The sequence below is a fragment of the Mycobacterium sp. SMC-17 genome, assembly GCF_045310915.1.
GTDB lineage: Bacteria > Actinomycetota > Actinomycetes > Mycobacteriales > Mycobacteriaceae > Mycobacterium.
Window position 1 is genome coordinate 72970 of record NZ_JBJIAK010000005.1, and the last position, 23670, is coordinate 96639.

29 protein-coding genes are annotated in these 23670 nt (G+C 68.4%); 5 read left to right on the forward strand and 24 right to left on the reverse strand.

From position 1 onward, the window contains the following. Nucleotides 1–34 precede the first annotated feature (34 nt). The 3 genes from ACJH7A_RS05200 to ACJH7A_RS05210 are packed head-to-tail and all read right to left on the reverse strand — an operon-like array spanning nucleotide 35 to nucleotide 1994. Complete coding sequence (locus ACJH7A_RS05200; RefSeq protein ID WP_406801518.1) at nucleotides 35–208, reverse strand: hypothetical protein; 174 nt, start codon at nucleotides 206–208, stop codon at nucleotides 35–37. A gap of 54 nt (nucleotides 209–262) precedes the next feature. Continuing rightward, the gene (locus ACJH7A_RS05205; protein WP_293019650.1) at nucleotides 263–649 is read right to left on the reverse strand and encodes a nitroreductase family deazaflavin-dependent oxidoreductase; all 387 of its coding nucleotides are present in this window, start codon (nucleotides 647–649) and stop codon (nucleotides 263–265) included. Nucleotides 650–665: 16 nt separating this feature from the next. Continuing rightward, complete coding sequence (locus ACJH7A_RS05210) at nucleotides 666–1994, reverse strand: aspartate aminotransferase family protein (protein WP_406801519.1); 1329 nt, start codon at nucleotides 1992–1994, stop codon at nucleotides 666–668. A 127-nt stretch (nucleotides 1995–2121) separates the two neighbouring features. On the opposite strand from ACJH7A_RS05210, the gene ACJH7A_RS05215 reads away from it, so the two are divergent. Next, nucleotides 2122–2502, forward strand: a complete 381-nt coding sequence (locus ACJH7A_RS05215) for a nitroreductase family deazaflavin-dependent oxidoreductase (protein WP_064858688.1) — start codon at nucleotides 2122–2124, stop codon at nucleotides 2500–2502. Here ACJH7A_RS05215 and ACJH7A_RS05220 read toward each other — a convergent pair. Continuing rightward, nucleotides 2499–2885 carry a carboxymuconolactone decarboxylase family protein gene (locus ACJH7A_RS05220; RefSeq protein WP_064858689.1) on the reverse strand — a complete coding sequence of 129 codons (387 nt, stop codon included), beginning with the start codon at nucleotides 2883–2885 and terminating at the stop codon, nucleotides 2499–2501. The genes ACJH7A_RS05215 and ACJH7A_RS05220 overlap by 4 nt on opposite strands. Before the next feature lie 155 nt (nucleotides 2886–3040). On the opposite strand from ACJH7A_RS05220, the gene ACJH7A_RS05225 reads away from it, so the two are divergent. Next, on the forward strand, nucleotides 3041–3382 hold the full coding sequence (locus ACJH7A_RS05225) for a DUF485 domain-containing protein (protein ID WP_406801520.1): 342 nt from the start codon (nucleotides 3041–3043) through the stop codon (nucleotides 3380–3382). Then, nucleotides 3382–5013 (forward strand): cation acetate symporter, encoded by a 1632-nt coding sequence (locus tag ACJH7A_RS05230; protein WP_406801521.1) that lies wholly within the window; start codon nucleotides 3382–3384, stop codon nucleotides 5011–5013. Before ACJH7A_RS05225 ends, ACJH7A_RS05230 begins: the two co-directional genes overlap by 1 nt. 7 nt (nucleotides 5014–5020) lie before the next feature. On the opposite strand, the gene ACJH7A_RS05235 is transcribed toward ACJH7A_RS05230, so the two are convergent. The 12 genes from ACJH7A_RS05235 to ACJH7A_RS05290 all read right to left on the reverse strand — a co-directional run bounded on the left by ACJH7A_RS05235 (nucleotide 5021) and on the right by ACJH7A_RS05290 (nucleotide 15136). Further along, a complete protein-coding gene (locus tag ACJH7A_RS05235; protein WP_135356128.1) occupies nucleotides 5021–5632 on the reverse strand; it encodes a TetR/AcrR family transcriptional regulator in 612 nt (203 codons plus the stop codon). After that, nucleotides 5622–6491, reverse strand: coding sequence for an oxygenase MpaB family protein (locus ACJH7A_RS05240; protein ID WP_406801522.1), 870 nt, complete (start codon nucleotides 6489–6491; stop codon nucleotides 5622–5624). Before ACJH7A_RS05240 ends, ACJH7A_RS05235 begins: the two co-directional genes overlap by 11 nt. Nucleotides 6492–6694: 203 nt before the next feature. After that, nucleotides 6695–7906 (reverse strand): acyl-CoA dehydrogenase family protein, encoded by a 1212-nt coding sequence (locus ACJH7A_RS05245; protein ID WP_406801523.1) that lies wholly within the window; start codon nucleotides 7904–7906, stop codon nucleotides 6695–6697. A 10-nt stretch (nucleotides 7907–7916) separates the two neighbouring features. Further along, nucleotides 7917–8159, reverse strand: a complete 243-nt coding sequence (locus tag ACJH7A_RS05250) for a hypothetical protein (protein WP_061004768.1) — start codon at nucleotides 8157–8159, stop codon at nucleotides 7917–7919. After that, a complete protein-coding gene (locus tag ACJH7A_RS05255; RefSeq protein WP_135356125.1) occupies nucleotides 8156–8656 on the reverse strand; it encodes a DUF3093 domain-containing protein in 501 nt (166 codons plus the stop codon). The genes ACJH7A_RS05250 and ACJH7A_RS05255 overlap by 4 nt, the downstream gene beginning before the upstream one ends. After that, nucleotides 8653–9039, reverse strand: a complete 387-nt coding sequence (locus ACJH7A_RS05260) for a hypothetical protein (protein ID WP_406801524.1) — start codon at nucleotides 9037–9039, stop codon at nucleotides 8653–8655. Before ACJH7A_RS05260 ends, ACJH7A_RS05255 begins: the two co-directional genes overlap by 4 nt. A 141-nt stretch (nucleotides 9040–9180) precedes the next feature. Further along, entirely contained in the window at nucleotides 9181–9684 is a 504-nt protein-coding gene (locus ACJH7A_RS05265) for a hypothetical protein (RefSeq protein ID WP_135356123.1), read from the reverse strand. Continuing rightward, nucleotides 9681–10661, reverse strand: coding sequence for a porphobilinogen synthase (hemB, locus tag ACJH7A_RS05270; RefSeq protein WP_135356122.1), 981 nt, complete (start codon nucleotides 10659–10661; stop codon nucleotides 9681–9683). The genes ACJH7A_RS05265 and hemB overlap by 4 nt, the downstream gene beginning before the upstream one ends. A 9-nt stretch (nucleotides 10662–10670) precedes the next feature. Beyond that, the gene (locus ACJH7A_RS05275; RefSeq protein ID WP_061001492.1) at nucleotides 10671–12362 is read right to left on the reverse strand and encodes a bifunctional uroporphyrinogen-III C-methyltransferase/uroporphyrinogen-III synthase; all 1692 of its coding nucleotides are present in this window, start codon (nucleotides 12360–12362) and stop codon (nucleotides 10671–10673) included. Nucleotides 12363–12365: 3 nt separating this feature from the next. Next, nucleotides 12366–13325: a hydroxymethylbilane synthase gene (gene hemC / locus ACJH7A_RS05280; RefSeq protein ID WP_061001491.1), complete on the reverse strand. Its 960-nt coding sequence runs from the start codon at nucleotides 13323–13325 to the stop codon at nucleotides 12366–12368. A 6-nt stretch (nucleotides 13326–13331) separates the two neighbouring features. Next, nucleotides 13332–14702, reverse strand: a complete 1371-nt coding sequence (locus ACJH7A_RS05285) for a glutamyl-tRNA reductase (protein ID WP_406801525.1) — start codon at nucleotides 14700–14702, stop codon at nucleotides 13332–13334. Between the two features lie 164 nt (nucleotides 14703–14866). Beyond that, nucleotides 14867–15136 (reverse strand): glutaredoxin family protein, encoded by a 270-nt coding sequence (locus ACJH7A_RS05290; protein ID WP_406774325.1) that lies wholly within the window; start codon nucleotides 15134–15136, stop codon nucleotides 14867–14869. 33 nt (nucleotides 15137–15169) lie between these two features. Between ACJH7A_RS05290 and ACJH7A_RS05295 the strand changes: the two genes are divergently transcribed. Continuing rightward, complete coding sequence (locus ACJH7A_RS05295) at nucleotides 15170–16078, forward strand: HAD family phosphatase (protein ID WP_212807057.1); 909 nt, start codon at nucleotides 15170–15172, stop codon at nucleotides 16076–16078. 71 nt (nucleotides 16079–16149) lie between these two features. Further along, entirely contained in the window at nucleotides 16150–16680 is a 531-nt protein-coding gene (locus tag ACJH7A_RS05300) for a MaoC family dehydratase N-terminal domain-containing protein (RefSeq protein ID WP_212807058.1), read from the forward strand. Nucleotides 16681–16823: 143 nt separating this feature from the next. Here the strand turns inward: ACJH7A_RS05300 and ACJH7A_RS05305 are convergent, their stop codons facing one another. The 8 genes from ACJH7A_RS05305 to ACJH7A_RS05340 form a co-directional block, all read right to left on the reverse strand. Then, complete coding sequence (locus ACJH7A_RS05305; RefSeq protein ID WP_406774324.1) at nucleotides 16824–17900, reverse strand: lysophospholipid acyltransferase family protein; 1077 nt, start codon at nucleotides 17898–17900, stop codon at nucleotides 16824–16826. A 15-nt stretch (nucleotides 17901–17915) separates the two neighbouring features. Then, the gene (locus ACJH7A_RS05310; RefSeq protein WP_212807059.1) at nucleotides 17916–19034 is read right to left on the reverse strand and encodes an SDR family oxidoreductase; all 1119 of its coding nucleotides are present in this window, start codon (nucleotides 19032–19034) and stop codon (nucleotides 17916–17918) included. Between the two features lie 39 nt (nucleotides 19035–19073). Further along, nucleotides 19074–19175 (reverse strand): 30S ribosomal protein bS22, encoded by a 102-nt coding sequence (locus ACJH7A_RS05315; RefSeq protein ID WP_003402602.1) that lies wholly within the window; start codon nucleotides 19173–19175, stop codon nucleotides 19074–19076. A 228-nt stretch (nucleotides 19176–19403) separates the two neighbouring features. Next, nucleotides 19404–19628: a cell division/environmental response transcriptional regulator gene (locus ACJH7A_RS05320; protein WP_029105159.1), complete on the reverse strand. Its 225-nt coding sequence runs from the start codon at nucleotides 19626–19628 to the stop codon at nucleotides 19404–19406. A gap of 139 nt (nucleotides 19629–19767) precedes the next feature. Continuing rightward, nucleotides 19768–20631, reverse strand: coding sequence for a pyrroline-5-carboxylate reductase (proC, locus tag ACJH7A_RS05325; protein WP_406801564.1), 864 nt, complete (start codon nucleotides 20629–20631; stop codon nucleotides 19768–19770). Nucleotides 20632–20660: 29 nt separating this feature from the next. After that, nucleotides 20661–21506 carry a sugar phosphate isomerase/epimerase gene (locus tag ACJH7A_RS05330; RefSeq protein WP_212807060.1) on the reverse strand — a complete coding sequence of 282 codons (846 nt, stop codon included), beginning with the start codon at nucleotides 21504–21506 and terminating at the stop codon, nucleotides 20661–20663. Between the two features lie 11 nt (nucleotides 21507–21517). Continuing rightward, nucleotides 21518–22681 carry a hypothetical protein gene (locus tag ACJH7A_RS05335; RefSeq protein WP_212807061.1) on the reverse strand — a complete coding sequence of 388 codons (1164 nt, stop codon included), beginning with the start codon at nucleotides 22679–22681 and terminating at the stop codon, nucleotides 21518–21520. Then, nucleotides 22678–23664, reverse strand: coding sequence for a Ppx/GppA phosphatase family protein (locus ACJH7A_RS05340; RefSeq protein WP_029105158.1), 987 nt, complete (start codon nucleotides 23662–23664; stop codon nucleotides 22678–22680). The genes ACJH7A_RS05335 and ACJH7A_RS05340 overlap by 4 nt, the downstream gene beginning before the upstream one ends. Between the last annotated feature and the right edge of the window lie 6 nt (nucleotides 23665–23670).

The following is a 23670-nucleotide window of genomic DNA, read 5'->3' on the forward strand; positions in this document are numbered from 1 at the left end:
AGTGCACGTCGCGCCCGCAACGGCACGGCGACTTTCAGGCCATTTTCGCCGCCCCGTTGCATTCGGCGACGCAGTTCGCCGCGATCCTGACCACAGGGCGAAGTTCGGGCCTGATTTCCGCCGCCTGGTCAGGTTCGCGACCACGAATGTGCAGCCAGAGCGTCACTATCGCGATCTTCACGCGCTGGTTGCACACTCGCGACAGCACGACGACACCGAACTGACAACCGGGGCTGGTGTGCCGGGCGTGAAAGCCGGCGCCCTAGTTCTGCGGCGTCAGCTTGAACACCGGGTGGTCGGCGTCGTCGGGCAGCTCACGCCAGTACTGCTCGACGACCTTGCCGGCCAGCGGCCGGTACGCCGCGATGATGGGCGCCCGGTCCGCGACCGGTACCTCACTGGCCAGGTAGTTGGCCTTGCCGAGCGCGACCACCGGGTTCTCCCGGACGTTCTTCACCCACGCCGACTCACCACGCGTCGACACCAGGTACTTCACCCCGTCGACCGTCGGCACCACGACCGGGATGCGCTGCGGCACGTGGTTGGAGCTGCGGGTGACCGTCAGGGTCTGGCTGCCACCGATACCGGTCAGCCGCGCAATCGGGTTGAAGACATGGACGACGAACCACGGCGGCTTGAGGTAGGCCATGGCCAGAAGCCTATGGCTACACCGCGCTCAGCGCATCGTCCAGAATGTCCAGCCCGCGCTTGGCGTCGTCGATGCTGATGTTGCACGGCGGCACCAGGTGGAAGCGGTTGTAGTTCATGAACAGCAGCAGGCCGTTCTGCTTGGCCCGCGCGTTGATGGCGCCCATCTCGGGCGACGACCCGCCGTACGGCGCCAGCGGCTCCTTGGTGGCGCGGTCCTTGACCAGCTCGACGGCCCAGAACACGCCCAGACCGCGGACGTCACCGATGATGTCGTGCTTGTCGGCCAGCGCCGCCAGGCCCGGACCGAAGACGTCGGTGCCGATCAGCTCGGCGTTCTCGACGATCTTCTCGTCGTGCATCGCCGTGATGGTCGCGACGGATGCCGCACACGCCAGCGGGTGGCCCGAGTAGGTGAGCCCGCCGCCGTACGGCTGGTCCAGGAAGCGCTCGAGGATCTTGTCGCTGACGATGACGCCGCCGAGCGGGACGTAGCCGGAGTTGACGCCCTTGGCGAACGTGATGAGGTCCGGCGTGACGCCGTAGTTGTCCAGCGCGAACCACTTACCGGTGCGGCCGAAGCCGGCCATGACCTCGTCGAGAATCATCACGATGCCGTACTGGTCGCACAGTTCCCGGACGCCCTGCAGGTAGCCGGGCGGCGGCGGCATGATGCCGACGGTGCCGGGCACCGACTCGAGGATGATCGCGGCGAACGCGCTCGGGCCCTCGAACTCGATGACCGACCGCAGGTGCGCCAGGGCGCGCTCGGACTCTTCCTCCTGCGTCAGCGAATTGAACTGGCTGCGGTACAGGAAGGGGCCGAAGAAGTGCGTGGTGCCCTCGGTGCCGTAGTCGTTGCCCCAGCGGCGGACGTCGCCGGTGAGGTTGACCGTCAGCGCGGTGCCGCCGTGGTAGCTGCGGTAGGTCGACAGCGTCTTGTAGCGGCCGGTGTAGACGCGGGCCATGCGGATGGCGTGCTCGACGGCATCGGCGCCACCGTTGGTGAAGAACACCCGGTTGAAGCCCTCGGGGGCGACCTGGCAGATCAGGTCGGCGGCCGTGGCGCGGGCCTCGTTGGCATGCTGCGGCGCGATGGTGCACAGCTTGGCGGCCTGCTCGGCGATGGCGGCGACGACCTTGGGGTGCTGGTGGCCGATGTTGGTGTAGACGAGCTGGCTCGAGAAATCGAGGAGACGGTTGCCGTCACCGTCGATGAGGTAGCTGCCCTCGGCGCCGGTGAAGACCATCGGGTCGAGCTTTCCCTGGGCCGACCACGAGTGGAATACGCGGCTGCGCTCCAGGTCATAGATCCGGCGGGCGTCAGCGTTGGCGGGCGCAGGCATGCATTCCTCCTCGAAGATGAATCAGCGGGTTACGGGCTGGTGTGCGACACAGCGTCGTCGCCGCTACCGGTCGGTAACTTTACTCGCTCCCCTGGCCGCCCCAACCACGATGGCGCACGATGGGGACATGCAGATTCCGCAGTCGGTCGCCCGGTTCAACCGTCGAGTCACCAACCCCATCCAACGGCTGTGGGCCGGCCGCGCGCCGACGTTCGGCATCCTCGAGCACGTCGGGCGCAAGTCCGGCAAGACGTTCCGCACGCCGCTGACGGTGTTCACCACCGCCGACGGCTTCGCCATCCTGCTGACCTACGGCCCCGACCGCGACTGGCTCAAGAACATCACGAAGTCCGGCGGCGGCAAGCTCACCCGGCGCGGCCAGACGTACGACGTCGTCGACCCGCGGGTGGTGAGCAAGGAAGAAGCGGCCCCGCTCGTCACCGGGTCGCTACGTAAGGTGTTCCCGCGCTTGCCTTTCGAGCAGGCGGTGCTGTTGCGCCGGGCCTAGCGCGTTTCGTCCAGTACCTGCTGCACCACGCGCATCGCGCTCAGCGCCGCGGGCGCGCCGCAGTAGCCCGTGGCGTGGATGATCGCCTCGACGATCTCCTCGCGGGTGAGGCCGTTGTTGAGGCCGCCCCGCACGTGGCCGGCGAGTTCCTCATGGGCGCGCAGCGCGGTCAGCATGCCGAGGTTGAGCAGGCTGCGGTCGCGGCGGCTCAGCCCCGGCCGGTTCCACACCGCGTCCCAGACGTGCTCGGTGACGAAGCGCTGGATCGGCTCCGACTCGGTGCCGCTGGTGCGGGCCAGCGCGCGGTCGACGAACTCGTCGCCCATCACCTGGCGGCGGGTGGTGATCCCGGCGTCGAACGCCGAACCTGGCTCGCTGGTCATCCCTGAGTCCTTCTCTCGATGTGGCTGCCGCCGACCGTAGCGCAGCACCCCGAGACCGAATTCGGTGAACAGAACGCGATACCGGTCGCGGGTGACCCAGCTCTCAATTAGGTTCATGCCCGATTCACCTCACGGCCAACTGCCAGGAGCCGCAGGTGTCCGCAACCGAACTTCCAGAGCGCGCTGTCCCCACCGGGGAACAGTTCCTCGCCATGCAGGCCAGCCCCGAGTTCCAGGAACTGCGAACCAGACTGCGCCGCTTCGTGTTTCCGATGACCGCGTTCTTCCTGGTGTGGTACGGCCTCTACGTCGCGCTCGGCGCCTTCGCCCATGACTTCATGGCCATCCGGGTGTTCGGCAACATCAACGTCGGGCTGCTGATCGGTCTGGGCCAGTTCCTGACGACGTTCGTGATCACCGGGCTGTACGTGCGCTTCGCCAACCGGGAGCTCGACCCGCGCGCTGCGGCCATCCGTGAAGAACTCGAGGGCGCCTGATGAACACCACCGTGCTCGCCGCCGCCACCGTCGGCAATCCCGTCGCCAACATCGGCATCTTCAGTGTGTTCGTCGTCGTCACGATGGTCGTGGTCATCAAGGCCAGCAAGCGCAACGCCACCGCCGACGAGTTCTTCACCGGCGGCCGCGGCTTCTCCGGCCCGCAGAACGGCATCGCCATCGCCGGCGATTACCTGTCGGCCGCGAGCTTCCTCGGCATCGCCGGCGCCATCGCCGTCTACGGCTATGACGGCTTCCTGTACTCCATCGGCTTCCTGGTCGCCTGGCTCGTCGCGCTGCTGCTGGTCGCCGAATTGCTGCGCAACACAGGCAGATTCACCATGGCCGACGTGCTGAGCTTCCGGCTCAAGCAGCGGCCGGTCCGGTTGGCCGCAGCCACCTCGACGCTGACGGTGTCGCTGTTCTACCTGCTGGCCCAGATGGCGGGGGCGGGCGGTCTGGTCGCGCTGCTGCTCGACGTGAAGAGCCGGGGCGGCCAATCGATCGTCATCGCCGTCGTCGGCGTGCTGATGATCGTCTACGTGCTGGTCGGCGGTATGAAGGGCACCACGTGGGTGCAGATCATCAAGGCCGTGCTGCTGATCACCGGCGCCGCCCTGATGACGGCCATGGTGCTCGGCAAGTTCGGGTTCAATTTCTCCGACATCCTCGGTTCGGCGCAGTCGGCCATCTCGCACGCCACCACCAAAGGCGTCTCCAGCCGCGACGTCCTGGCGCCCGGCGCGCAGTACGGCGGTTCGCTCACCTCGAAGATCAACTTCGTCTCACTGGCGCTGGCGCTGGTGCTGGGCACCGCGGGCCTGCCGCACGTGCTGATGCGCTTCTACACCGTGCCGACCGCGAAAGAGGCGCGGCGGTCGGTGGTTTGGGCGATCGCGCTGATCGGTGCCTTCTACCTCTTCACGCTGGTGCTCGGGTACGGCGCGGCCGCCCTGGTGGGCCCGGACCGGATCCTCAAGGCCGCCGGCGGCGTGAACTCCGCGGCGCCACTGCTGGCGTTCGAACTCGGCGGGGTGATCCTGCTCGGCGTCATCTCGGCGGTGGCGTTCGCGACGATCCTCGCCGTCGTGGCGGGCCTGACCATCACCGCGTCGGCGTCCTTCGCGCACGACATCTACGCGTCAGTTCTCAAGTCCCACAAGGTGACAGAGGAAGAGCAAGTGCGGGTCTCCCGGATCACGGCGGTGGTGCTCGGCGTGTTCGCGATCGGGCTCGGCATCCTGGCCAACGGTCAGAACGTGGCGTTCCTGGTGGCCCTGGCGTTCGCAGTGGCGGCCGCGGCCAACCTGCCCACGATCCTGTACTCGCTGTACTGGAAGCGGTTCAACACCCGCGGCGCGCTGTGGAGCATGTACGGCGGCCTGATCTCGACCATCGTGCTGATCGTGTTCTCCCCCGCCGTGTCGGGCAGCAAGACGGCGATGATCCCGGGTGCGGACTTCGCGTTCTTCCCGCTGGCCAACCCGGGCATCGTGTCCATCCCGCTGGCGTTCCTGCTCGGCATCATCGGGACGCTGAGTTCCCGGGATTCCGGTGACCCCGAACGCAACGCCGAGATGGAGGTGCGGTCACTGACCGGGGTGGGCGCCGAGAAGCCCGTCGCGCACTAGGCGGCGATCAACGCATCGACTCCGCGGCCGGCTTGCCCGACTGGCCTTGCAGCGCGGGCGGCAGGCTCGGCACGAAATGCCGTGCGGCGAAAGCACGGATCTCCTCGGCACTGTCGAGCGCCTCGACGCTCGGCAACAGCAGCACCATCGCGGCGTAGCGCAAGATGGTGTCGGCCAGGTCGTTGACGGCCTGCTCGCCGATCCGGTCGGCGAACCCGTCCGGGAAGATGACACGCAACGCCGCCGCCATCCGGCCGACCGCCGCGCCGTAGTGGCGCTGCATGAGTTCGATGACGAGCGCGGGTTCGTCGGTCATCATCCGGTTCAGGACGCGGTGCCGCCGGAACCGCAGGATCGACAGCGTGAACGCCTCGACATACAGATTCGACTGCGGCCCAGCCTCTTTCAGCTCGCGCGCGATGTCGTCGAACAGCACGACGTTCTCGCGCTCGACGACGGCGGCCACCAGCTCGTCGCGGTTCGCGAACCGCCGGTAGATGGTGGTGCGGCTGACGCCGGCCCGGCGCGCCACATCGTCGAGCGCGACGCGGCGGAAGCCGTGCTGCTCGAACTCGACGAGCGCGGCGTCGAGGATCGCGGCCGTCGCGTCAGCGGGCACGCGCGTAGCCCTGCTGCGCGAAGCTGTTGTACCGCACCGACATCGGCAACCGGTCCCACAGCCAGTTCACCGGCTTGGTGCGCCAGGCGGCGGCAAAAAGCTGGTAGGCGCGTTCCTGCCGGTCGGACCAGGGCAGCTCCAACAGGTCCCGCGCCCGCGGCGGGAGGCCGCCGGTGGTCAGGAACGCCGCGACGGGGTTGAACACCACCGCGATGACGCGCCACACCGCCGGGTTGACGCCCTTGGGCGCCGGGAAACCCTTGGTCACATAGCCGACGCCGTACCGGGCCGTCTTGTGCGGCACCGCAACGTCATTCAGCATCCGGTCCCAGTACTCCTCGAATTCGGCGTAGGTGGCCGGCATCGGCCGGTCGCTGACGCCGTAGCGGCGGTACCAGGTCTTGGACTCGAGGTAGATCTGCTCCTTCTCGGCATCGGTCAGCCGCTTGACGAAGGTGTCCGCGAAATAGAGCACCTGCTCGACGAACGTCGCGTGCGCCCAGTAGTAGGTCTCCGGGTCGAGCGCGTGGTAGCGGCTCCCGTCGGGCATGTCGCCTTTGATCTCGCGGTGGAAGTCGCGGACCTGGGTGCCAGCCCGAGAGCCGGAGCTGGCGTCGTCCGATTCATACACGGTGCGGAAGATCGGCGGCAGCGAGCGCTTGATCCGCGCCGAGGTGTCCACGAAGAACACCGAATGGTCCAGCACGCCCTGGCCGAGCTGGGCCAGCATGTTCTGCAGGACCGCCGGCCGCGGACCGATCAGGTACATCCGGTTGTCGCCGAAGTACTTCCACACCAGCGAGTCGGGCCCCAGTGGCAGCGCGTCAACGAGCTCGGACTGCTCCGCAAGTTCGGTCATGCGGAACAGTGTTACAAATTTTGCACTCTGTAACAACCCCTACTTGAGCTGCAGCCCTCGCCACAATCCCACTTCCCGCGAGCGGCCGTGTCTGCGGGCGACACGCCGCAAGTTGCGTACAAAAACGTCCCGCTCGGACCTGCCGAGCGGGACGTTCCTGTACATCGAATGCGCCATGCAGCAGCCGGCACGGCTCGCGGAATCTATTTGAGCGGCAACCCGGTGATCGCGCGGGACATCACGAGCCGCTGAATCTCGCTGGTGCCCTCGAAGATCGTGAAGATCTTGGCGTCGCGGTGCCACCGCTCCACCGGGTAGTCGCGGGTGTAGCCGTTGCCGCCCAGAATCTGGATGGCCTCGTCGGTCACGTAGACCGCGGTCTCGCTGGCGACGAGCTTCGCCATGGAGCCCTCGGCGTTCTCGAACGGCTGATTGTTGCGCGCCATCCAGCCGGCCCGCCACACCAGCAGCCGCGCCGCGTCGATCCGGCACTTCATGTCGGCCAGCTTGAACGCGACGGCCTGGAAGTCACCGATCTTGCGGCCGAACTGCTCGCGCTCCTGCGCGTATCCCAGCGCGTACTCGTACGCCGCGCGGGACACGCCCAGCGCCATGGCCCCGACGGTCGGCCGGGTCCGCTCGAACGTCTTCATCGCCACCTGACCCGCCGAGCTCTTGCCCTCGCGGGTGCGGGCCACCCGTTCCTCGAACTTCTCCCGGCCGCCGACGATCAGGCGGCCCGGCAGCCGGACGTCGTCGAGCACGACCTCGGCGGTGTGCGACGCCCGGATGCCGTGCTTCTTGAACTTCTGGCCCTGGCTGAAGCCTTTGGTGCCCGGCGGGATGATGAAGCTTGCCTGGCCGCGCGAACCGAGTTCCGGGTACACCGAGGCGACGACGATGTGCACGTTGGCGATGCCACCGTTGGAGGCCCAGGTCTTGGTGCCGTTGAGCACCCATTCGTCGGCCGCTTCGTCGTACCGCGCCCTGGTGATGATCGACGAAACATCCGATCCCGCACCGGGTTCCGACGAACAGAACGCGGCCAGCTTGGGCTCGTTGATGTCGCCGTACATCTGGGGCAGCCACTCGCCCAGCTGTTCCATGGTGCCGTTGGCCGCCAGCGACGCGGCGGCCAGGCCGGTTCCCATGATCGACATCGAAATTCCGGCGTCACCCCAGAACAATTCTTCGACCGCGACGGGCATACCGAGCCCGGTCTCCTCGGCAGTCTGGGCAGCAAAGAACTCCATGGAGTACAGGCCAACCTTGGCCGCCTCCTGCAGGATCGGCCACGGCGTCTCTTCGCGCTCGTCCCACTCCTGTGCGGCCGGACGGATCACGTCTGCAGCGAACTCGTGAACCCAGTCCCGGACCTGGCAGACGTCGGCAGACAGTTCCAGCGAAAAAGACATGGGCGACACACTACTTGGCGCGCCGCCACCTCGCGGTACCTACTACGGCGAGCACCCCGGCCAAGGCCGCCAGCAACAAGGACAGCGTGATGAGCGACGGGTCATAGAGCACCGACGTCTTCACCGGCTCGCCGGGAATCACCGGCGCGACGTCGGCGATCGACGACGCGGCCAGCCAACTCACCACGGAGCCGACGGCCGCCAGCACCGCGACCACGAGCGCACCGGCGGCCACGATCTTGTCGCGGCTCATTCGTCGTCGTCCTCGCCGAGTTCGCGCACGCCCAAGGCCTCCAACTGGGCCCGCAACCCGCGGTGACGACGCGCCCAGGCCTGCCCACTGCGCTCACCGGTCAGCTTGACGCCGATCCCGGTGCGGCCGCGCGGCACGCCCGTCAGCTCCCCGAACGCCCGGTACGACTGCCAGCGGGGCACGTCAGCGCCACGCGCCTCCGGGAACATCCCGACCATGTCCGCGACGCGGACCGACTCGGTGCCCTGCCGCAGGTACTCGGGCGTCAACTCCACCGAGGTGTGCAGCCGCGCCGCCTTGACCTGCAGCCCCAGGAACCCGGTGACGAGAACGAGGAACACCACCGGCACCAGCGGGTCCAACCGGTGCGCCGACCACAGCTGCATCGCCGCGATGGAGGCACCGGAGAACGGACCGAGCACCAGCCACCACCAGCTGGCACCGACCTCGTGGAACAGAATCTGCTCGGCGTCGGTGTCCGTGGGCGCGTCCGTCATGCATCGGCCTTTCCGTCGAACCAGGTCTGCGCCGCCGGCCGGGTGATCGAGACCGTACCGGCGATCAACGGCAGCAGCTGCGCCACCCCCAGCAGTGCGAGGAGGCCGACGACGATCACGATGGCCATCGACAACGCCACCGCGGCCCGGCGAAACCGGTTGTCCCCCGACCGGGCACGGCCCGCGGAAAAGGCCATGGCTGCGCCGGCGAGGGCGGTGATGGCGCCGAAGCCCAGGACCAGGCTCCGGTAGGCGGAGGGCACCTCGGCGGTGGCGGTCAGCATGCCGCCGACCATCAGCAGCACGGCGGCCACCACCCAGCACCAGAAAGCGACGGTGACGGCCTGTGGTCGGGCCGGCGAAGAGGACGTGGGCTCAGTCATATCCGGGCCAGCCTAGCCGTGCGGTTCCGCGCGAACAGCGGCGAGCGTCCCCAAATTGCACGCTTGTGGCGGCGTGTCGCGTACAGACGCGGCCGCCCGCGGGAGGTGTGGACCCGAGGGAGGTGTGGACCCGAGGGAGGGTCAGCGGACGAAGTAGGCGTTCGAATCCGGGCGGTGCAGGAGATACACGCCGCCGCCGATCAGCACGGTGCCGCCGATGCCGCACACCGCGTAGCCCAGGGCCGCGGCCGCGCCGTGGTAATTGGCGAACAGATTCGTGGTCAGGTAGAGGATCGTGGCCGCGGATCCGCCGGTGAGGATGCTGCGGGCCCAGCGGTAGCCCTGCCGAAGCAGCACCAGGAACGTGGCCACCAGGACCGCGATGATGAACAACATCAGACCGGACACCGCGTACGCATAGCCCGACACCTCGCGCTCGGGCGTCGTCAGCAGGTTGATGACGTAGCCGATCAGCGACAGCGGCAGCGCGGCCGTCCACAGCCAGAAACCGGTGACGACGTCCTGCGGCATCTCGCGCGGCTCGGGTGCGGGTCCGTCCGGCCCCTGACCCTGCCCCGGGCCCTGAAACGGCGGGTACTGCGGGTTGTAGGGGTGCTGCGGGTCGTGCGGGCTGAGTGGGTTCACCGCAGCCAGCCCGCGACGTCCGTCGCCCAGTACGTGAGCACGATGTCGGCACCGGCCCGACGAATGCTGAGCAGCGACTCCAGAACCGAGGCCCGCAGGTCGATCCAACCGTTGGCCGCGGCGGCGCTGATCATCGCGTACTCGCCCGAAATCTGGTACGCCGCAACGGGTACCGGTGACATCTCGGCAGCGGCGCGGACCACGTCCAGGTAGCTCATCGCCGGCTTGACCATCACCATGTCGGCGCCTTCGGCGAGGTCCAACTCGATCTCGCGCACCGCTTCGCGGGCGTTACCCGGATCCTGTTGGTAGGTACGGCGATCGCCCTGCAGGCTCGAACCCACGGCCTCGCGGAACGGGCCGTAGAACGCCGACGCGAACTTGGCCGCGTAGGCCAGGATCGCGACGTCGCTGTGCCCGGCGTGGTCCAGCCCGTCGCGGATGGCCGCCACCTGGCCGTCCATCATGCCGCTCGGGCTGACTACATGCGCGCCCGAATGCGCTTGCGCCACAGCAAGTTTGATGTACTGCTCGTTGGTCGCATCGTTGTCGACCCGGCCGTGCGCGTCCAAGACGCCACAGTGTCCGTGATCGGTGAACTCGTCCAGGCAGGTGTCGGCCATCAGCACCGTCGCATCGCCGAGGTCCGAATTCAGGTCGCGCAGTGCCACATTCAGGATGCCATCGGGGTTGACGCCCTCGGACCCGGTGGCGTCCTTGTCACCGTCGCACGGGACGCCGAACAGCATCAGTCCACCGACACCGGCCTCGACGGCTTCCGCCGCCGCGCGGCGCACCGAATCCCGGGTGTGCTGCACGACGCCGGGCATCGAGCTGATGGGACGCGGCTCGGCGAGCCCGTCGGCGACGAACATCGGCAGCACCAGATGCCGTGGCTCCAGCGAGGTTTCGGACACCAGACGCCGCAGCGCCGGGGTGGTACGGAGCCGCCGCGGCCGCTGTCGTGGGAAAGCCATACGCCGAGTTTAGCGGCGCCGGCTCTTCTTACGCGGCGGCGGCAACGCACCCTCGGCACGGAGCCGGGCGGCGTGCTCGGCCAGCGCCTCGACCAGCGGGCCGACGGCGGCGGTCTCCGGCTGCACGTCCACGCGCAGGCCGAATTCGGCTGCGGTTTCAGCGGTTTTCGGGCCGATGCAGGCGACGATGGTCCGGGCGTGCGGCTTGCCGGCGATGCCGACCAGGTTGCGCACCGTGGAGCTCGAGGTGAAGCAGACGGCGTCGAAACCACCGGTCTTGATCATCTCGCGGGTGTGCGCCGGCGGCGGTGCCGCCCGGACGGTCCGGTAGGCCGTGACGTCCTCGATCTCCCAGCCACGCTCGCGCAGGCCCTCGGCCAGCGTCTCGGTGGCGATGTCGGCGCGCGGCAGCAGCACCCGGTTCACCGGGTCGAAAATCTCGTCGTAGTCCGGGAATTCGTCCAGCAGGCCCAGCGACGACTGCTCACCGGCAGGCACCAGCTCGGGGTTGATGCCGAACGCGCGCACCTTGTCCGCGGTGGCCTGACCGACGCACGCGATCTTCACACCGGAGAACGCGCGGGCGTCGAGACCGAACTCGTTGAACTTCTCCCACACCGCACGCACCGCGTTGGTGGAGGTGAACACGACCCACTGGAAACGGCCGTCGACCAGCCCCTTGACCGCGCGCTCCATCTGGGCGGGGCTGCGCGGCGGCTCGACCGCGATGGTCGGCACCTCGATCGGCAGGGCGCCGTGGCCCACGAGACGATCGCTCATCTCGCCGGCCTGGTCCTTGGTCCGCGGCACCAGCACGGTCCAGCCGTACAGCGAGCGGCTCTCCCACCAGTTCAGCTTGGCCCGGTGCGCCACGGTCTTGCCGATGGTCACGACCAGCGGGCCCGCCAGCGGACCGACCGGCTCGGGGCCTACCGGCTTCTCCAGCACGGCCTTGTCCAGCAGCCCGGCCAGCGTGGTCTCGATGGACCGCTGCTGGCAGGTGGTGCCGTTGGCCGTCACGACACACGGGGTGTTGTCGGTGAGGCCGTATTCGATCAGGGTGCGGGCGGCGTCCGGCAGGTGCGACACCGTCGCGTGCAGGATCAGCGGCCCGGGGGCGGCGGCCAGCGCGGCCCAGTCGACGTCACCGCGGACGTCGGCCACGGTGTGCGACGAACCGACGGGCAGGCCCGCGTAGGTGGGCACCGCCGTCGACGACGGCAGGCCCGGCACCAGCTCGAAGTGCGCCGCGGTCTTGGCCAGGGCGTTCACCTCGGTGATGACGGAATCGACCGACAGCGGGTCGCCGGCGACCAGACGCACCACGTCGACACCGGTCTTCGCCTCGGCGAGGAGCAGCTTCGCCACCTCGGTGGGGTCGCCCAGCGCGGGGCGGACGTCGACGCCGTGCGGGAACGTCATCGAAGGCCCAGCGGGCGCGACGATCGAGCCTGCGGCAGCGTCGTCGGTCTTGGCATCGGCAGCCGGCTCGGCGTCGGCCGGGTGCGGCCCGGACGTCGGCGGCAGATCGGTTCCGATCAGCGCCAGCACCGCCTCGGGCACATCAGGGTCGGTGAAAACCAATGCCGCGTGCGCCAAAACGTTCCGCGCACGCGTCGTCAACAGGCCCGGGTCACCGGGGCCGGAACCGACAAAGGTGATGCGGCCGGGCTTGTGCTGTTTACGCACTCGGGTCGTCATCTCTCACTCCCGCTCTACAGTCCGCTGATCCAACACGTCACGCGCACCCAGGTCGAACAACTCCGCGGCCAGCGAGAGCCCCAGCTCCCGTGCCCGTTCGGGGGTCCCGATCCCGGACGCCCGGATCACGTCGGATCCGTCCAGCGCCGCCACGCAACCGCGCAACGACAGCTCTTCGAAGACTCGGCCGTCCTCGTCGATGGACTCGACCACTTCAGCGATCGCACCCACCGGCGCGGAACAACCCGCCTCCAGTTCGGCCAACAGGACTCGTTCGGCAGTGATCGCGGCGCGCGTGTCGGGATCGTCGAGCTTTCCCAGCAGCGTCGCCAGTTCGGTGTCCCCCACTCGGCACTCGACCGCGAGGGCGCCCTGCGCCGGCGCTGGCAACATCTGCACCGGCTCGAGGCTCTCGGTGACGGCGTCGAGCCGTCCGATACGGGCCAGACCCGCTCGGGCGACGACAACAGCGTCGAGATCACCACTACTTACCCTGTTCAACCTGGTATCTAGGTTGCCTCGTAGGGGGCGGATTTCCAAACCGAGACCCAGTGCTCTAAGCTGCGCCGCCCGTCGCGGGCTCGACGTGCCGATCACGGAGCCGGCCGGCAACTCCCCCAGCACCAATCCGTCGCGCGCCACCAAGGCGTCCCGCGGGTCTTCGCGCGGCGGCACGGCGGCGATGACGAAGCGCTCGTCGGGTGCGGTCGGCAAATCCTTGTACGAGTGCACCGCGACGTCGATGCGACCGTCGGCCATGGCGTGCCGCAGCTCGGCGGTGAACACACCGATGCCGATGTCTGCGACGGGCGCCTGCGACCGGTCGCCTTCGGTGCTGATGATGACCAGCTCCGCGGGTTGGCCGAGAGCTATCAGAGCGTCACGGACGGTGCCGGCCTGCGTGGTAGCCAGCAGGCTGCCCCTGGTGCCGATCCGGACAACGTTTTCGAGGGTAGTTACCAAGTGTGGTTACTCAGCCTTGTCGTGGTGGGAATGCGGCTCGCCTGCCGCCAAATCTGGTGCCACCAAGGGCAATTCGCCGGCGGACACCGCGTCGATGGCCTGCGGGTCCAGCTCGAACAGCTCGCGCAGCGCCTCGGCGTAGCTGTCACCGCCGGGCGCGCTGGCCAACTGCTTGACCCGCACCGTCGGCGCGTGCAGCAACTTGTCGACCACCCGGCGGACGGTCTTGGCGACCTCATCGCGGTGGGCGGCGTCGAGTGTCGGAACCCGGTTGTCGAGCCGCAACAACTCCGCTTCGACGACGTCGGCAGCACGCTGACGCAAGGCCGTGACGGTCGGCGTGACCTCGGCCATCCGCTGCCCGGCCAGGTAACTGGCGACCTCCGCAGCGACCATCGAGCGGGCCGCTTCGGCATCCGAGGCCGCGGCCCGGGCCGACGGTTCGCGCTGGATCCGGTCCATGTCGATCACGTGCACGCCGGGCAGGCCGGCAATCGCGCCGTCGACGTCGCGGGGCATGCCCAGGTCGCAGATCACCAGCTGGCGGTGCTCCGGCCGGTTCATCAGCCCGCGGTGCGCGTCGGCCAACGACACCACCGGACGCACCGCGCCGGTACACGCGACGACGACGTCGGCATTACCCAGCGCGACGGCGATGTCGTCCAGGGTGTGCGCGGCCGCCTCGACGCCCTGGGCCTTCAAGTTCTCGACCATGCGCTCGGCCCGCGGCAGGGAGCGGTTCACCACCTCGACGCGGGCGATCCCGGCGCGCGTCAGATGCGCGGCGGCCAGGGCACCCATGGAGCCGGCGCCGATCACGGCGGCCGTCAGCCCGGTCAGCGACGTCAGCTTGGCCTTGGCCATGTCGAGCGCCACCGACACCACCGAGGCGCCGGCAGCGTCGATCCCGGTCTCGGAATGCACCCGCTTACCGACCGACAGCGCGCGCTGCGACAGCTCGTGCAGGGTCCGGCCGACGGTCTGGTGGGCCTCGGCCGAGGTGTAGGCGCGGCGCACCTGCCCCAGCACCTGCGCCTCGCCGATGACGGCCGAGTCCAGGCCACTGGCGACGGCGAACAGATGCTCGACGGCCGCCTCGGCGTACCGCACGTAGGCGTATTTGGTGAGGTCCTGCAGGGACATGCCGGACCGCTCGGAGAGCACCGAGCCGATCACCGAGAGCCCGCCGTGGAAGGCGTCGACCACCGCGTACACCTCGACCCGGTTACAGGTGGAGAGCACCATGGCCTCGGTGACCAGAGAGGACTGCAGCAGCAGCTCGATGATCTTGGCCTGTTCGGCCTCGTCGGTGCTGAGCTGCTCGATCACGGAAACCGGCGCGCTGCGGTGTGAAACCCCGAACAGCAGGACGCTCACGGCCTCATCACCTCGTAGCACCTCCGTTGGGCAAGAAGGTTGCCCGGGCCTCTTCTGGCCGCAGGAACGCCTTCAAAGCTAGCCGCTCACCAGCCCGCCGACCAAATTTGCTATACGCACGCCGGGCCCCGGGGCACCCGCGCTGACCGGCCCGCTTCGCCCGGTCAACCTGCCAGGTCGGCCCGCAACTGCTCCTCGTCGACCTCCCAGTAGCTGTGCTCAACGCCATCGAGGAGCACCACGGGCAGGCGATCGCCGAATTCCGCGCGCAGGGCCGTGTCGCCCGCCGCCGCCAGGACATCGACGTCCGTGCTCGTCAGGACGAATCCGAGCTCGTCGCACAGCTCTGCTAGCTGAGCCGCCGCGCGCTCGCACATGCTGCAGCCGGCCCGGGTGAGCAACGTCACGCGGTGGCTGTTCCCTGATCGATCCACGCGCAACAGTATGGCGTGACCTAGTGTTGAACCGTGTCCGAATCCAGCCCCGTGACTGCCGACGAGCCCACGGGCACGCCCGTGCCCTCCGGAGCTGATGACGCCGCTGAACTCGATGCCGCCGAGCGTGATTCCGGAGCCGACGAACCGGCCGCCCCGGTGCTCCCACCGCCGCCCGATCTCACCGCGGCGGCGTTCTTCGACGTCGACAACACCCTGGTGCACGGCTCGTCGCTGGTGCACTTCGCCCGCGGCCTGGCCGCCCGCGACTACTTCAAATACTCGGACCTGGCCCGTTTCGCCTACGCGCAGGCCAAGTTTCAGGTCACCGGCAAGGAGAACAGCGACGACGTCGCCGCCGGCCGGCGCAAAGCGCTGTCCTTCATCGAGGGCCGGCAGACGGCGGAACTGGAAGCGCTCGGCGACGAGATCTACGACGAGATCATCGCCGACAAGATCTGGCAGGGCACCCGGGCGCTGGCGCAGATGCACCTCGACGCCGGCCAGCAGGTCTGGCTGGTCACCGCGACGCCCATGGAGCTGGCGCAGACCATCGCCCGCAAGCTGGGGCTGACCGGGGCGCTGGGCACCGTCGCCGAGTCGGTCGACGGCGTCTTCACCGGCCGGCTGGTCGGCGAGATCCTGCATGGGGTCGGCAAGGCGCACGCGGTCCGTCAGCTGGCCATCAGGGAGGGCCTGAACCTGCGCCGCTGCACCGCCTACTCGGACAGCTTCAACGACGTGCCGATGCTCTCGCTGGTCGGCACGGCCGTCGCGATCAACCCCGATGCCGCGCTGCGCGACGTCGCGCGCGAACGGGGCTGGGAAATCCGGGATTTCCGGACCGCCCGCAAGGCCGCCCGCATCGGCGTGCCCTCGGCGCTGGCCCTGGGCGCCGTCGGCGGGGCGCTGGCGGCCATGGCGTCGCGCAAGGGCAACTAGGGACGCGCGGCCGCCGCACCACGGGCGCAGCGCGCAGGTCAGCCACTCGAACGCTGATAGGCTCACGCGCCATGGGCATTGCGGACGACATCATCGGAACCCACTTCCGGTACCCGGATTACTTCGAGGTCGGCCGCGAGAAGGTCAAGGAATTCGCGCAGGCGGTCCAGGACGATCACCCGGCCCATTTCTCCGAGGAAGCGGCCGCCGAGTGCGGCTCGGACACCCTGATCGCGTCGCTGACGTTCATCGCCGTCGCGGGCCGGCGGGTCCAGCTCGAGCTGTTCAACCAGTTCGACGTGCCGATCAACCTGGAGCGCGTGCTGCACCGCGACCAGAAGCTGATCTTCCACCGCCCGATCAAGGTCGGCGACCGGCTGTGGTTCGACTCGTACCTGGACTCGGTGATCGAGTCGCACGGCACGGTGATCGCCGAGATTCGCGCCGAGGTCACCGACGACTCCGGTGAGCCGATCATGACGAGCATCGTCACGATGCTGGGTGAGGCCCAGAACGACGACGAAGCCGGCGAGGTCAGCGCGCAGATCGCCGCGGCCCGCGACGCCGCCATCGCGAAAATGGTTGCCGCGCAAAAGGGTTGAGCCCCTTACCGCGAGCGGCCGTGTTTGTACGGCGACACGCGGTGAACGCCGGGCAGTAGCGTGTCCCTCGCGCGCGACGAGCGGCCGCAAAATGCACGCGCAATGCGGCGTGTCTGCGTACAAACACGGCCGCTCGCGGTGAACTACAGGAACGTGCCGCGGCGGTTGGCCAGCAGCTGGTACAGCGTCTGCTGGATGGTGGCGCGCACCTGGTCGGTCAGCTCGAAGGTGATCATCGGGTCGTCGGCGGCGGACTCGTCGTAGTCGGCCGTCGAGATGGGCTCACCGAACTGGATGTACCACTTCGACGGCAGCGGCAGCAGGCCGATGGGCCCGGCGAGCGGGAACAGCGGCGTCAGCGGGAAGTACGGCAGCCCGAGCAGGCGGGCGAGCAGCTTCACGTCGCCGATCTTGGGGTAGATCTCCTCGGAGCCGACGATCGAGCACGGCACGATGGGCGCACCCGAGCGCAGCGCCGCCGAGACGAAGCCGCCGCGGCCGAACCGCTGCAGCTTGTACCGGTCCTTGAACGGCTTGCCGAGCCCCTTGTACCCCTCGGGGAACACGGCGGTCAGCTCGCCGGCCTCGAGCAGCCGGTGCGCGTCGGCGGTGCAGGCCATGGTGTGGCCGGCCTTGCGCGCCGCCTGTCCCACCACGGGCAGGTCGAAGACGAGGTCGGCGGCCAGCAGCCGCAGGTCCCGATGCTTCGGGTGTTTGTCGTGCACGGCGACCGACGTCATCAGTCCGTCGAACGGCAATACGCCCGCATGGTTTGCCACCACCAAAGCGGCGCCGTCATCGGGCAAATTCTCGATGCCGGATACCTCGACGCGGAACCACGAATTGAAAAGTGTTCGCAGCAACGGAAGAAAGACCGCATTGTTGAGATGCTGGTCGAAACCGAATTCGTCGACGCGGTAGTCGCCGGTCAGTCGCTTGCGGATGAAATCCGAAGCGGCACTTATACGTTGGGCCAGTTCGTTGGGCCCCTCGTCGGCGGCAGGGCCGGCCGCGGCAAACCGGTGCTGGTCGATCTCACGGACCACGGCAGCAATCTGCTCGGCCGATGCGCGGGTCCCGGGGTCGGTCAACAGCGAAGGATGTCGCAGCGTTGCATCCCGTTTCGACGCCCGACGTTGCGCGGCAGCGCGTGTCGAATTCGAATGGAGCGGAATGACTTTGGCTTTAGATTCGCCCGCCACGTCAATATCTCCCACCATCAAAAACTTGCGAAATCAGCGTCCCCACCGCTGCGCTGCGGCCACTGCACGACGCTCCACTGAGCCTACCCACCCCGGGTCGATAATGGGCGTCAGCGCGCGGCCTGAAACGTAATCGTCAAAAGCCTCCATGGTCGTCCACTTTGGGGTATAGCCGAGTTCCCTCGTCATCCGTGTGGTGTCCATGACCCGGCCGTAGCGCATGTAGTCGGACTGCTCGCGGTCCAGTTCGACGCCCGCGGTCGCCCGTCGCCACGCGTCGAGCACCCACATGGTGGGGCCGGCGAGCGGCAAACCGATGCGGCCGGACCGGCGTATGGCCTGGCTCATCAGGATGATGCCCGGCGCCCCGATGTTGAAGGTGCCGGCCCGTCCGACCAGGGTGGCGCGTTCCAGCGCCCCGAGGGCGTCCTGCTCGTGCAGCAGTTGCAGCCGGGCGTCGTGCCCGAACGCGGTCGGCACCAAGGGACCTGCCAGGTACCGCGACAGCGCGGTGTCCATGGCCGGACCGATCATGTTGGCCAGGCGCAGGATCGTCACCGCGATGTCGGGCCGCCGCCGCGCGAGACCGCGGGCGTAGCCCTCGATGTCGATGCTGTCCCGGGCGAAGCCCTCCCCCGGTGGGCGGCGGGCGCTGCTGTCCTCGGTGAACATCACCGGATCACGCGAGCTGGACCCGTAGATCTCCGATGTCGACTTGAGGATCACCCGACGGACCGAAGGTGCCTTCTGACAGGCCGCGAACAACTGCATCGCGCCCATGACGTTGAGCTCTTTGAGCGCGGCACGACCGGATTGCGGCACGTAGGACGCCGCCGCCGCGTGGACGACGGTGTCGACGTTGCCGTTCCGGATCACCTTGGCGATGAACGGGTTGCGGATGTCCGCGCGGACGAACTCCGCGCGGCCCATACGCCGCAACATGTCCTTGCTCGGCGTGATCGCGTCGACCGCGATCACATGCTCGATGAGCTGGTTCTGAGCGAGTCTGGCTGTCAGATATCCGCCCAGGAACCGGCACGCCCCGGTGACCAGCACCACCTTGGGGTGGTGCAGGGTCTCGGGGATGTCCGGGCCGGAATCGCTTCCGCCCGGCGCTGTGGGCCGGCTTCCGGGGCGTCCGTCGGCATCCATTTGGTCAGCCTAGTGGGCGACGCAAACGAGCGCTGAGAACTACTTACCGAGTTTTCTGCGCTGAACCCGGGTGCGACGAAGCAGCTTGCGGTGCTTCTTCTTCGACATGCGCTTACGCCGCTTCTTGATGACTGAACCCATAGACTTTGAAGTCTCCGCTACTAGACGTCGATCCGTGAAGATCGGTGTGAAACCAACCCCGCCACTTTACCCGGCCGGGTTTCCCGCCACGAAAACGCCTGCTGGATACGCCCACTCATCAGTGATTTGAGCGCGCCCCGGCCGTGCTGGCCCAGACGGCTCACGCCGAAGTCGCGGAGTCGGTGCTGCGCACCTGAGGTGCGCAGCACTCAGCCGAGCCCGCGGAGACTAACCCGCGTCGTGGTACGACGACTCGAGCAGGTCGTGCACGGCCTTGGCGTGCACCCGAAATGAGCGGCCGACACGCACCGCGGGCAACTCCCCGTTGTGCACCAGCCGGTATACCGTCATCTTGCTGACCCGCATAAGGCTCGCAACCTCGGCAACAGTCAGGAACTGCGTTCGTGGCTGATCGCCACCGTCACGCGCCGATGGCCCGTTCATAGACGTCATCGCAACCCAATCAATCAGGCACGGCCAGCTCCAGCGGCTTCCCCTCCGCTGGCACCAACGCGTGCTTACGAGAAGGAGAATAGCGTGGCCAATGTGGTTATTGCGACGGGTGTGGGGTAATCAATCTGAAATCTTAGAACTACTCAGATGTAATTCTTAGCTGCTCAGACCGTGTTTTTGCGGCTTCGACGGCATTTGCGACAGCAGACCGCAGCCCACCACGTTCGAGTTCCCGCAGACCAGCGGCGGTAGTGCCCCCCGGAGAGGTCACCGAAGCCCGCAATGCCGCGGCGCTGGTGTCCAGCGGACCGACCGTGGAACCAGACCCGGATTGGGTCATGCGATCGAGCAACATGGCCGCCGCACCGGCCATCGTCTGGGCCGCCAGCTCGGTTGCCACGGGCCGTGGGAGGCCTGCCGCGACACCCGCGTCGACGACCGCCTCGACCATCAGGAAGAAGTACGCAGGGCCCGAACCGGACACCGCGGTGACCGCGTCCATCTGCTTCTCGGGCACCGTCAGCACCGCGCCGACGGCCGAGAAGATCTCCGACACCTCGGCCAGTTGCGCGTCGGTCGCGTACCGGCCCCGTGACAGCGCGGTGATGCCCGCACCGACCAGCATGGGCGTATTCGGCATGACCCGCACCACCGGCGAGCCGGCCGGCAGCTTGGCCTCGTAGAAGGCCGTGGGGACGCCCGCGGCCACCGACACCACGACCTGCTCGACGCTGCTGCTGTCGGCGTCCGCGGCAGCGTCGGCCAGCGTCTCGACGACGCCCTCGACGGCGTCGGGCTTGACCGCCACGATCACGTAGGCCGCGTTCTCGACAGCGTCCGCGACATCGGTGACCCGGACGGAGTACGTCTCGGCGAGCTGCGCGGCGCGCGCCGGATTGGCCTCGGCGACCACCAGATCCTTGACCTGTCGCCCGGACTGCAACAGCCCCGCCAGCAGGGCTTCGCCGATATTTCCGCCACCGATGATCGCAATTCTCGCCACGGGAGACAGCATGCCAGGACGGTGCGGGGTCAGCGCAGCAGGTGCCGCCGCGCGAATTCGAGCGACTCGACGAGCAGCGCCTCACGCTCGGCGTTGTTGCGTGCCGCCGATGTGGTGACCTCCAGGATCACGTGTCCGGCGAACTCCCCGGCGGCCAGCATCTGGCAGATCTGCACCGTCGGCTGGCTGCCGCGCCCGGGCACGAGATGTTCGTCGGTGGACGCGCCGTTGCCGTCACACAGATGCAGGTGCACCAGCCCCTTGCCCATGCGCCGCGCCATGTCGACGGCATCGGTGCCGGCCGTCGCCGAATGCGACAGGTCCAGCGTGTAGTGGGCGTGATTGCCGTCCAGCGGGTCGTAGGACGGCGCGAACGCCGAGATCCCCGGTCCCGGGTTCCCGCCACGCTTACGCATCCGCTCGATCGACGGCTGGCCGGTGCCGAAGAACCGGTCGGTGCGGAACGGGAACATGTTCTCGACGGCAACCAGCACGTCGCTCGATGCCTCGAGCTCGGCGACCTGATCGGAGAAGCCTTCGGCATAGCGGCGCTGCCACCGGAACGGCGGATGCACGACGACCGTCTGCGCACCCAGCTGCTCGGCGGCCCGCACGCTGCGTTCCAGCTTCGGGATCGGATTGGAGCCCCACACGCGCTGCGAGATCAGCAGGCATGGCGCGTGGACACTGAGCACGGGGACGCCCCACCGTTGCGACATCCGCTCGATCGCGTCGATGTCCTGGCTCACCGGCTCGGCCCACACCATCAGCTCGACACCGTCGTAGCCGAGGCGGGCGGCGTACTCGAAGGCAGCCTCGGTCCGCAAGGGATAGACCGACGCGGTGGACAGACCTACCTTGATGGCGGGACGCACAGGCCTCCGGTTCAGGCTGAGTAGAGCAGTGCCAGGGGTCCGAACGTGACAAGACCGCCGACCAGAATCGCGATCAGCGTACTGGCCAGATCATGATCCTTCCGGATCACCCGAATGCCGGCGACCAGGCCGAGGATCACCAGCATCGACAGCATCAGCGCCACGATCTGGTTCCAGCGCCACAGCTGGTCGAACGCGAAGAACATGCCGGCGCCGAACGCCACGGCCAGCAAGCTCTGCCCGACGACCCACGCGCCGCGCTTCAGGCCGGAACCGGACTCTTCGTCGTCCTCGTGGTCGGCTTCGTCGTGGTCGACGTCCTCGTCGCGCACGTCGGGGTCGGCGACCAGCTCTTCCCGCCGGGTGTCCTCGTCGGCCGCGAAGCCGCCGAACAGGGCGTCGTAGCGCTCGGCGCGGCCATTGCGCGACGGCTCACGCGGCGCCTCCGGAGCGGCTTCCGGCGCCACGGTGTCCTCGGCGTCCTCGGCGTCCTCCACGACGCGGACGGCGCCGGTGTCGAGCTTGGCGACGGGCTCGGCGTCCGTGAGCGAGAGCAGGTCGTCGTCGATGTCCGCGTCGGCCGGCGGCAGGTCCTCGTCGACCGGGTCGGGGCTCATCTCCTCGGCGCCGCGGACCGGCTTGAACGACCACCGGAAGGCGGGCTTGCGCGACGGCGCCACGAACTCCACCGGGTCGGCCTCGGCGTCGCGGCGGCGCAGGTGGTCCTCGTAGTCGTCGACCGCCGCGGTGTCCGGTGCGGGGGCGACAAGGTCGGTGTGCAGCATCTCGTCGACGACGTAGTGGGCCCCGGTGTCGTCGGGCTCCATCTCGTCGGCTGCCGACGGCGTCTCGTCCTCGACGGCGACGGCCGGCTCGTCGACGGCGGCCTCCGCTTCCGGCTCGGCGACGGGCTCGGGTTCGGGTTCGGCGACAGGCTCGGGAGCCGCTTCCTCCGTAGCCGGGGCCTCAGGGGCCTCAGCCGGCTCTGCGTGCGGCGTCTCCGGCCGGATGATCGGGATTTCGCCGGTCAGTTCGGCGACGGTCACCGCGTCGCTGTTCCCCCGCCGCCGGCGCCGGCGGCCACCGACCGGCGGCGCACCGATGGTGCCGTTCTTGGCCAGCAGCTCGGCGACCGAGATCGGTCGCGTCGCCGAGAAGTCGTCTGAATCTGTCATCGTGTCTCGCCTTTGGCGGGAGCCAATCCCGCGAACGTTTCGACCAAGTCGGTTCCATCGGCTTCACTGTCGAGTTTCCGCAGGATCACACCCTCCCGCAATGCCCACGGGCAGATGTCCACGGAGTCCAGCGACAGCGCTCGCATGGTCGCCTCGGCCACCAACGCACCGGCCACGATCTGTGGCGCGCGGTCGGCACTCACCCCCTCCAGTTCGGCTCTATCGGCGGTGGTCATCCTAGAGATGAAAGATATGAGCTGTCTGAGGCCGGCGGCGGTCAACGTGCGCTTCACGCGCGGTCCCGCGCCCGACGGCGCCGCACCGGTGAGCCGCGCCAGCGACCGGAACGTCTTCGACGTCGCGACCGCGAGCTCCGGCGTACCGGCCGCCAGCACCTTGGCCGCCGAGGCGGAAATCTCGTTGTCGAGCCAGTCACGCAGCACCGCCACGCGCCGCCGCCCGGGCGGATCCTCCTGCAGCCATTCGCGCGTCAAACGGCCCGCACCCAGCGGCATCGACAGTGCGACGTCGGGTTCTTCGTCGATGCCGCCCGAGAGCTCGAGCGATCCGCCACCGATGTCGAGGTTGATGATGCGGCCCGCGCTCCAGCCGTACCAGCGGCGCACGGCCAGGAAGGTGAGCCGCGATTCGTCGACCCCGGACAGGACCTGCAGCTGGACGCCGGTCTCGGCCCGCACCCGCGCCAGGACCGCCTCGGAGTTGGTCGCGTCCCGGACCGCAGATGTGGCGAACGCCATAAACTCCGCGCACCCCGAGCTGGTGGCGATCTTGGCGAACTCGTCGACGGTCGCGACGAGGCTGTCGGCACCCTTGCGGGTCAATTTGCCGGTGTCGTCGATCGCCTCGGCAAGGCGCAGCGAGGCCTTGGTCGAACTCATCGGTGTCGGGTGCCCGCCGCGGCGCGCGTCGACCACCAACAGATGAACGGTGTTACTGCCCACGTCGAGGACGCCCAATCGCACGGAAAC

What these genes read in the sequence shown, in the direction of transcription:
- ACJH7A_RS05205 (WP_293019650.1), bottom strand. Translation starts at nt 649, where the DNA reads ATGGCCTACCTCAAGCCGCCGTGGTTCGTCGTCCATGTCTTCAACCCG.
- ACJH7A_RS05210 (WP_406801519.1), bottom strand. Translation starts at nt 1,994, where the DNA reads ATGCCTGCGCCCGCCAACGCTGACGCCCGCCGGATCTATGACCTGGAG.
- ACJH7A_RS05215 (WP_064858688.1), top strand. Translation starts at nt 2,122, where the DNA reads ATGCAGATTCCGCAGTCGGTCGCCCGGTTCAACCGTCGAGTCACCAAC.
- ACJH7A_RS05220 (WP_064858689.1), bottom strand. Translation starts at nt 2,885, where the DNA reads ATGACCAGCGAGCCAGGTTCGGCGTTCGACGCCGGGATCACCACCCGC.
- ACJH7A_RS05230 (WP_406801521.1), top strand. Translation starts at nt 3,382, where the DNA reads ATGAACACCACCGTGCTCGCCGCCGCCACCGTCGGCAATCCCGTCGCC.
- ACJH7A_RS05240 (WP_406801522.1), bottom strand. Translation starts at nt 6,491, where the DNA reads ATGACCGAACTTGCGGAGCAGTCCGAGCTCGTTGACGCGCTGCCACTG.
- ACJH7A_RS05245 (WP_406801523.1), bottom strand. Translation starts at nt 7,906, where the DNA reads ATGTCTTTTTCGCTGGAACTGTCTGCCGACGTCTGCCAGGTCCGGGAC.
- ACJH7A_RS05250 (WP_061004768.1), bottom strand. Translation starts at nt 8,159, where the DNA reads ATGAGCCGCGACAAGATCGTGGCCGCCGGTGCGCTCGTGGTCGCGGTG.
- ACJH7A_RS05255 (WP_135356125.1), bottom strand. Translation starts at nt 8,656, where the DNA reads ATGACGGACGCGCCCACGGACACCGACGCCGAGCAGATTCTGTTCCAC.
- ACJH7A_RS05260 (WP_406801524.1), bottom strand. Translation starts at nt 9,039, where the DNA reads ATGACTGAGCCCACGTCCTCTTCGCCGGCCCGACCACAGGCCGTCACC.
- hemB (WP_135356122.1), bottom strand. Translation starts at nt 10,661, where the DNA reads ATGGCTTTCCCACGACAGCGGCCGCGGCGGCTCCGTACCACCCCGGCG.
- ACJH7A_RS05275 (WP_061001492.1), bottom strand. Translation starts at nt 12,362, where the DNA reads ATGACGACCCGAGTGCGTAAACAGCACAAGCCCGGCCGCATCACCTTT.
- ACJH7A_RS05300 (WP_212807058.1), top strand. Translation starts at nt 16,150, where the DNA reads ATGGGCATTGCGGACGACATCATCGGAACCCACTTCCGGTACCCGGAT.
- ACJH7A_RS05305 (WP_406774324.1), bottom strand. Translation starts at nt 17,900, where the DNA reads ATGGTGGGAGATATTGACGTGGCGGGCGAATCTAAAGCCAAAGTCATT.
- ACJH7A_RS05310 (WP_212807059.1), bottom strand. Translation starts at nt 19,034, where the DNA reads ATGGATGCCGACGGACGCCCCGGAAGCCGGCCCACAGCGCCGGGCGGA.
- ACJH7A_RS05315 (WP_003402602.1), bottom strand. Translation starts at nt 19,175, where the DNA reads ATGGGTTCAGTCATCAAGAAGCGGCGTAAGCGCATGTCGAAGAAGAAG.
- ACJH7A_RS05320 (WP_029105159.1), bottom strand. Translation starts at nt 19,628, where the DNA reads ATGACGTCTATGAACGGGCCATCGGCGCGTGACGGTGGCGATCAGCCA.
- ACJH7A_RS05335 (WP_212807061.1), bottom strand. Translation starts at nt 22,681, where the DNA reads ATGACAGATTCAGACGACTTCTCGGCGACGCGACCGATCTCGGTCGCC.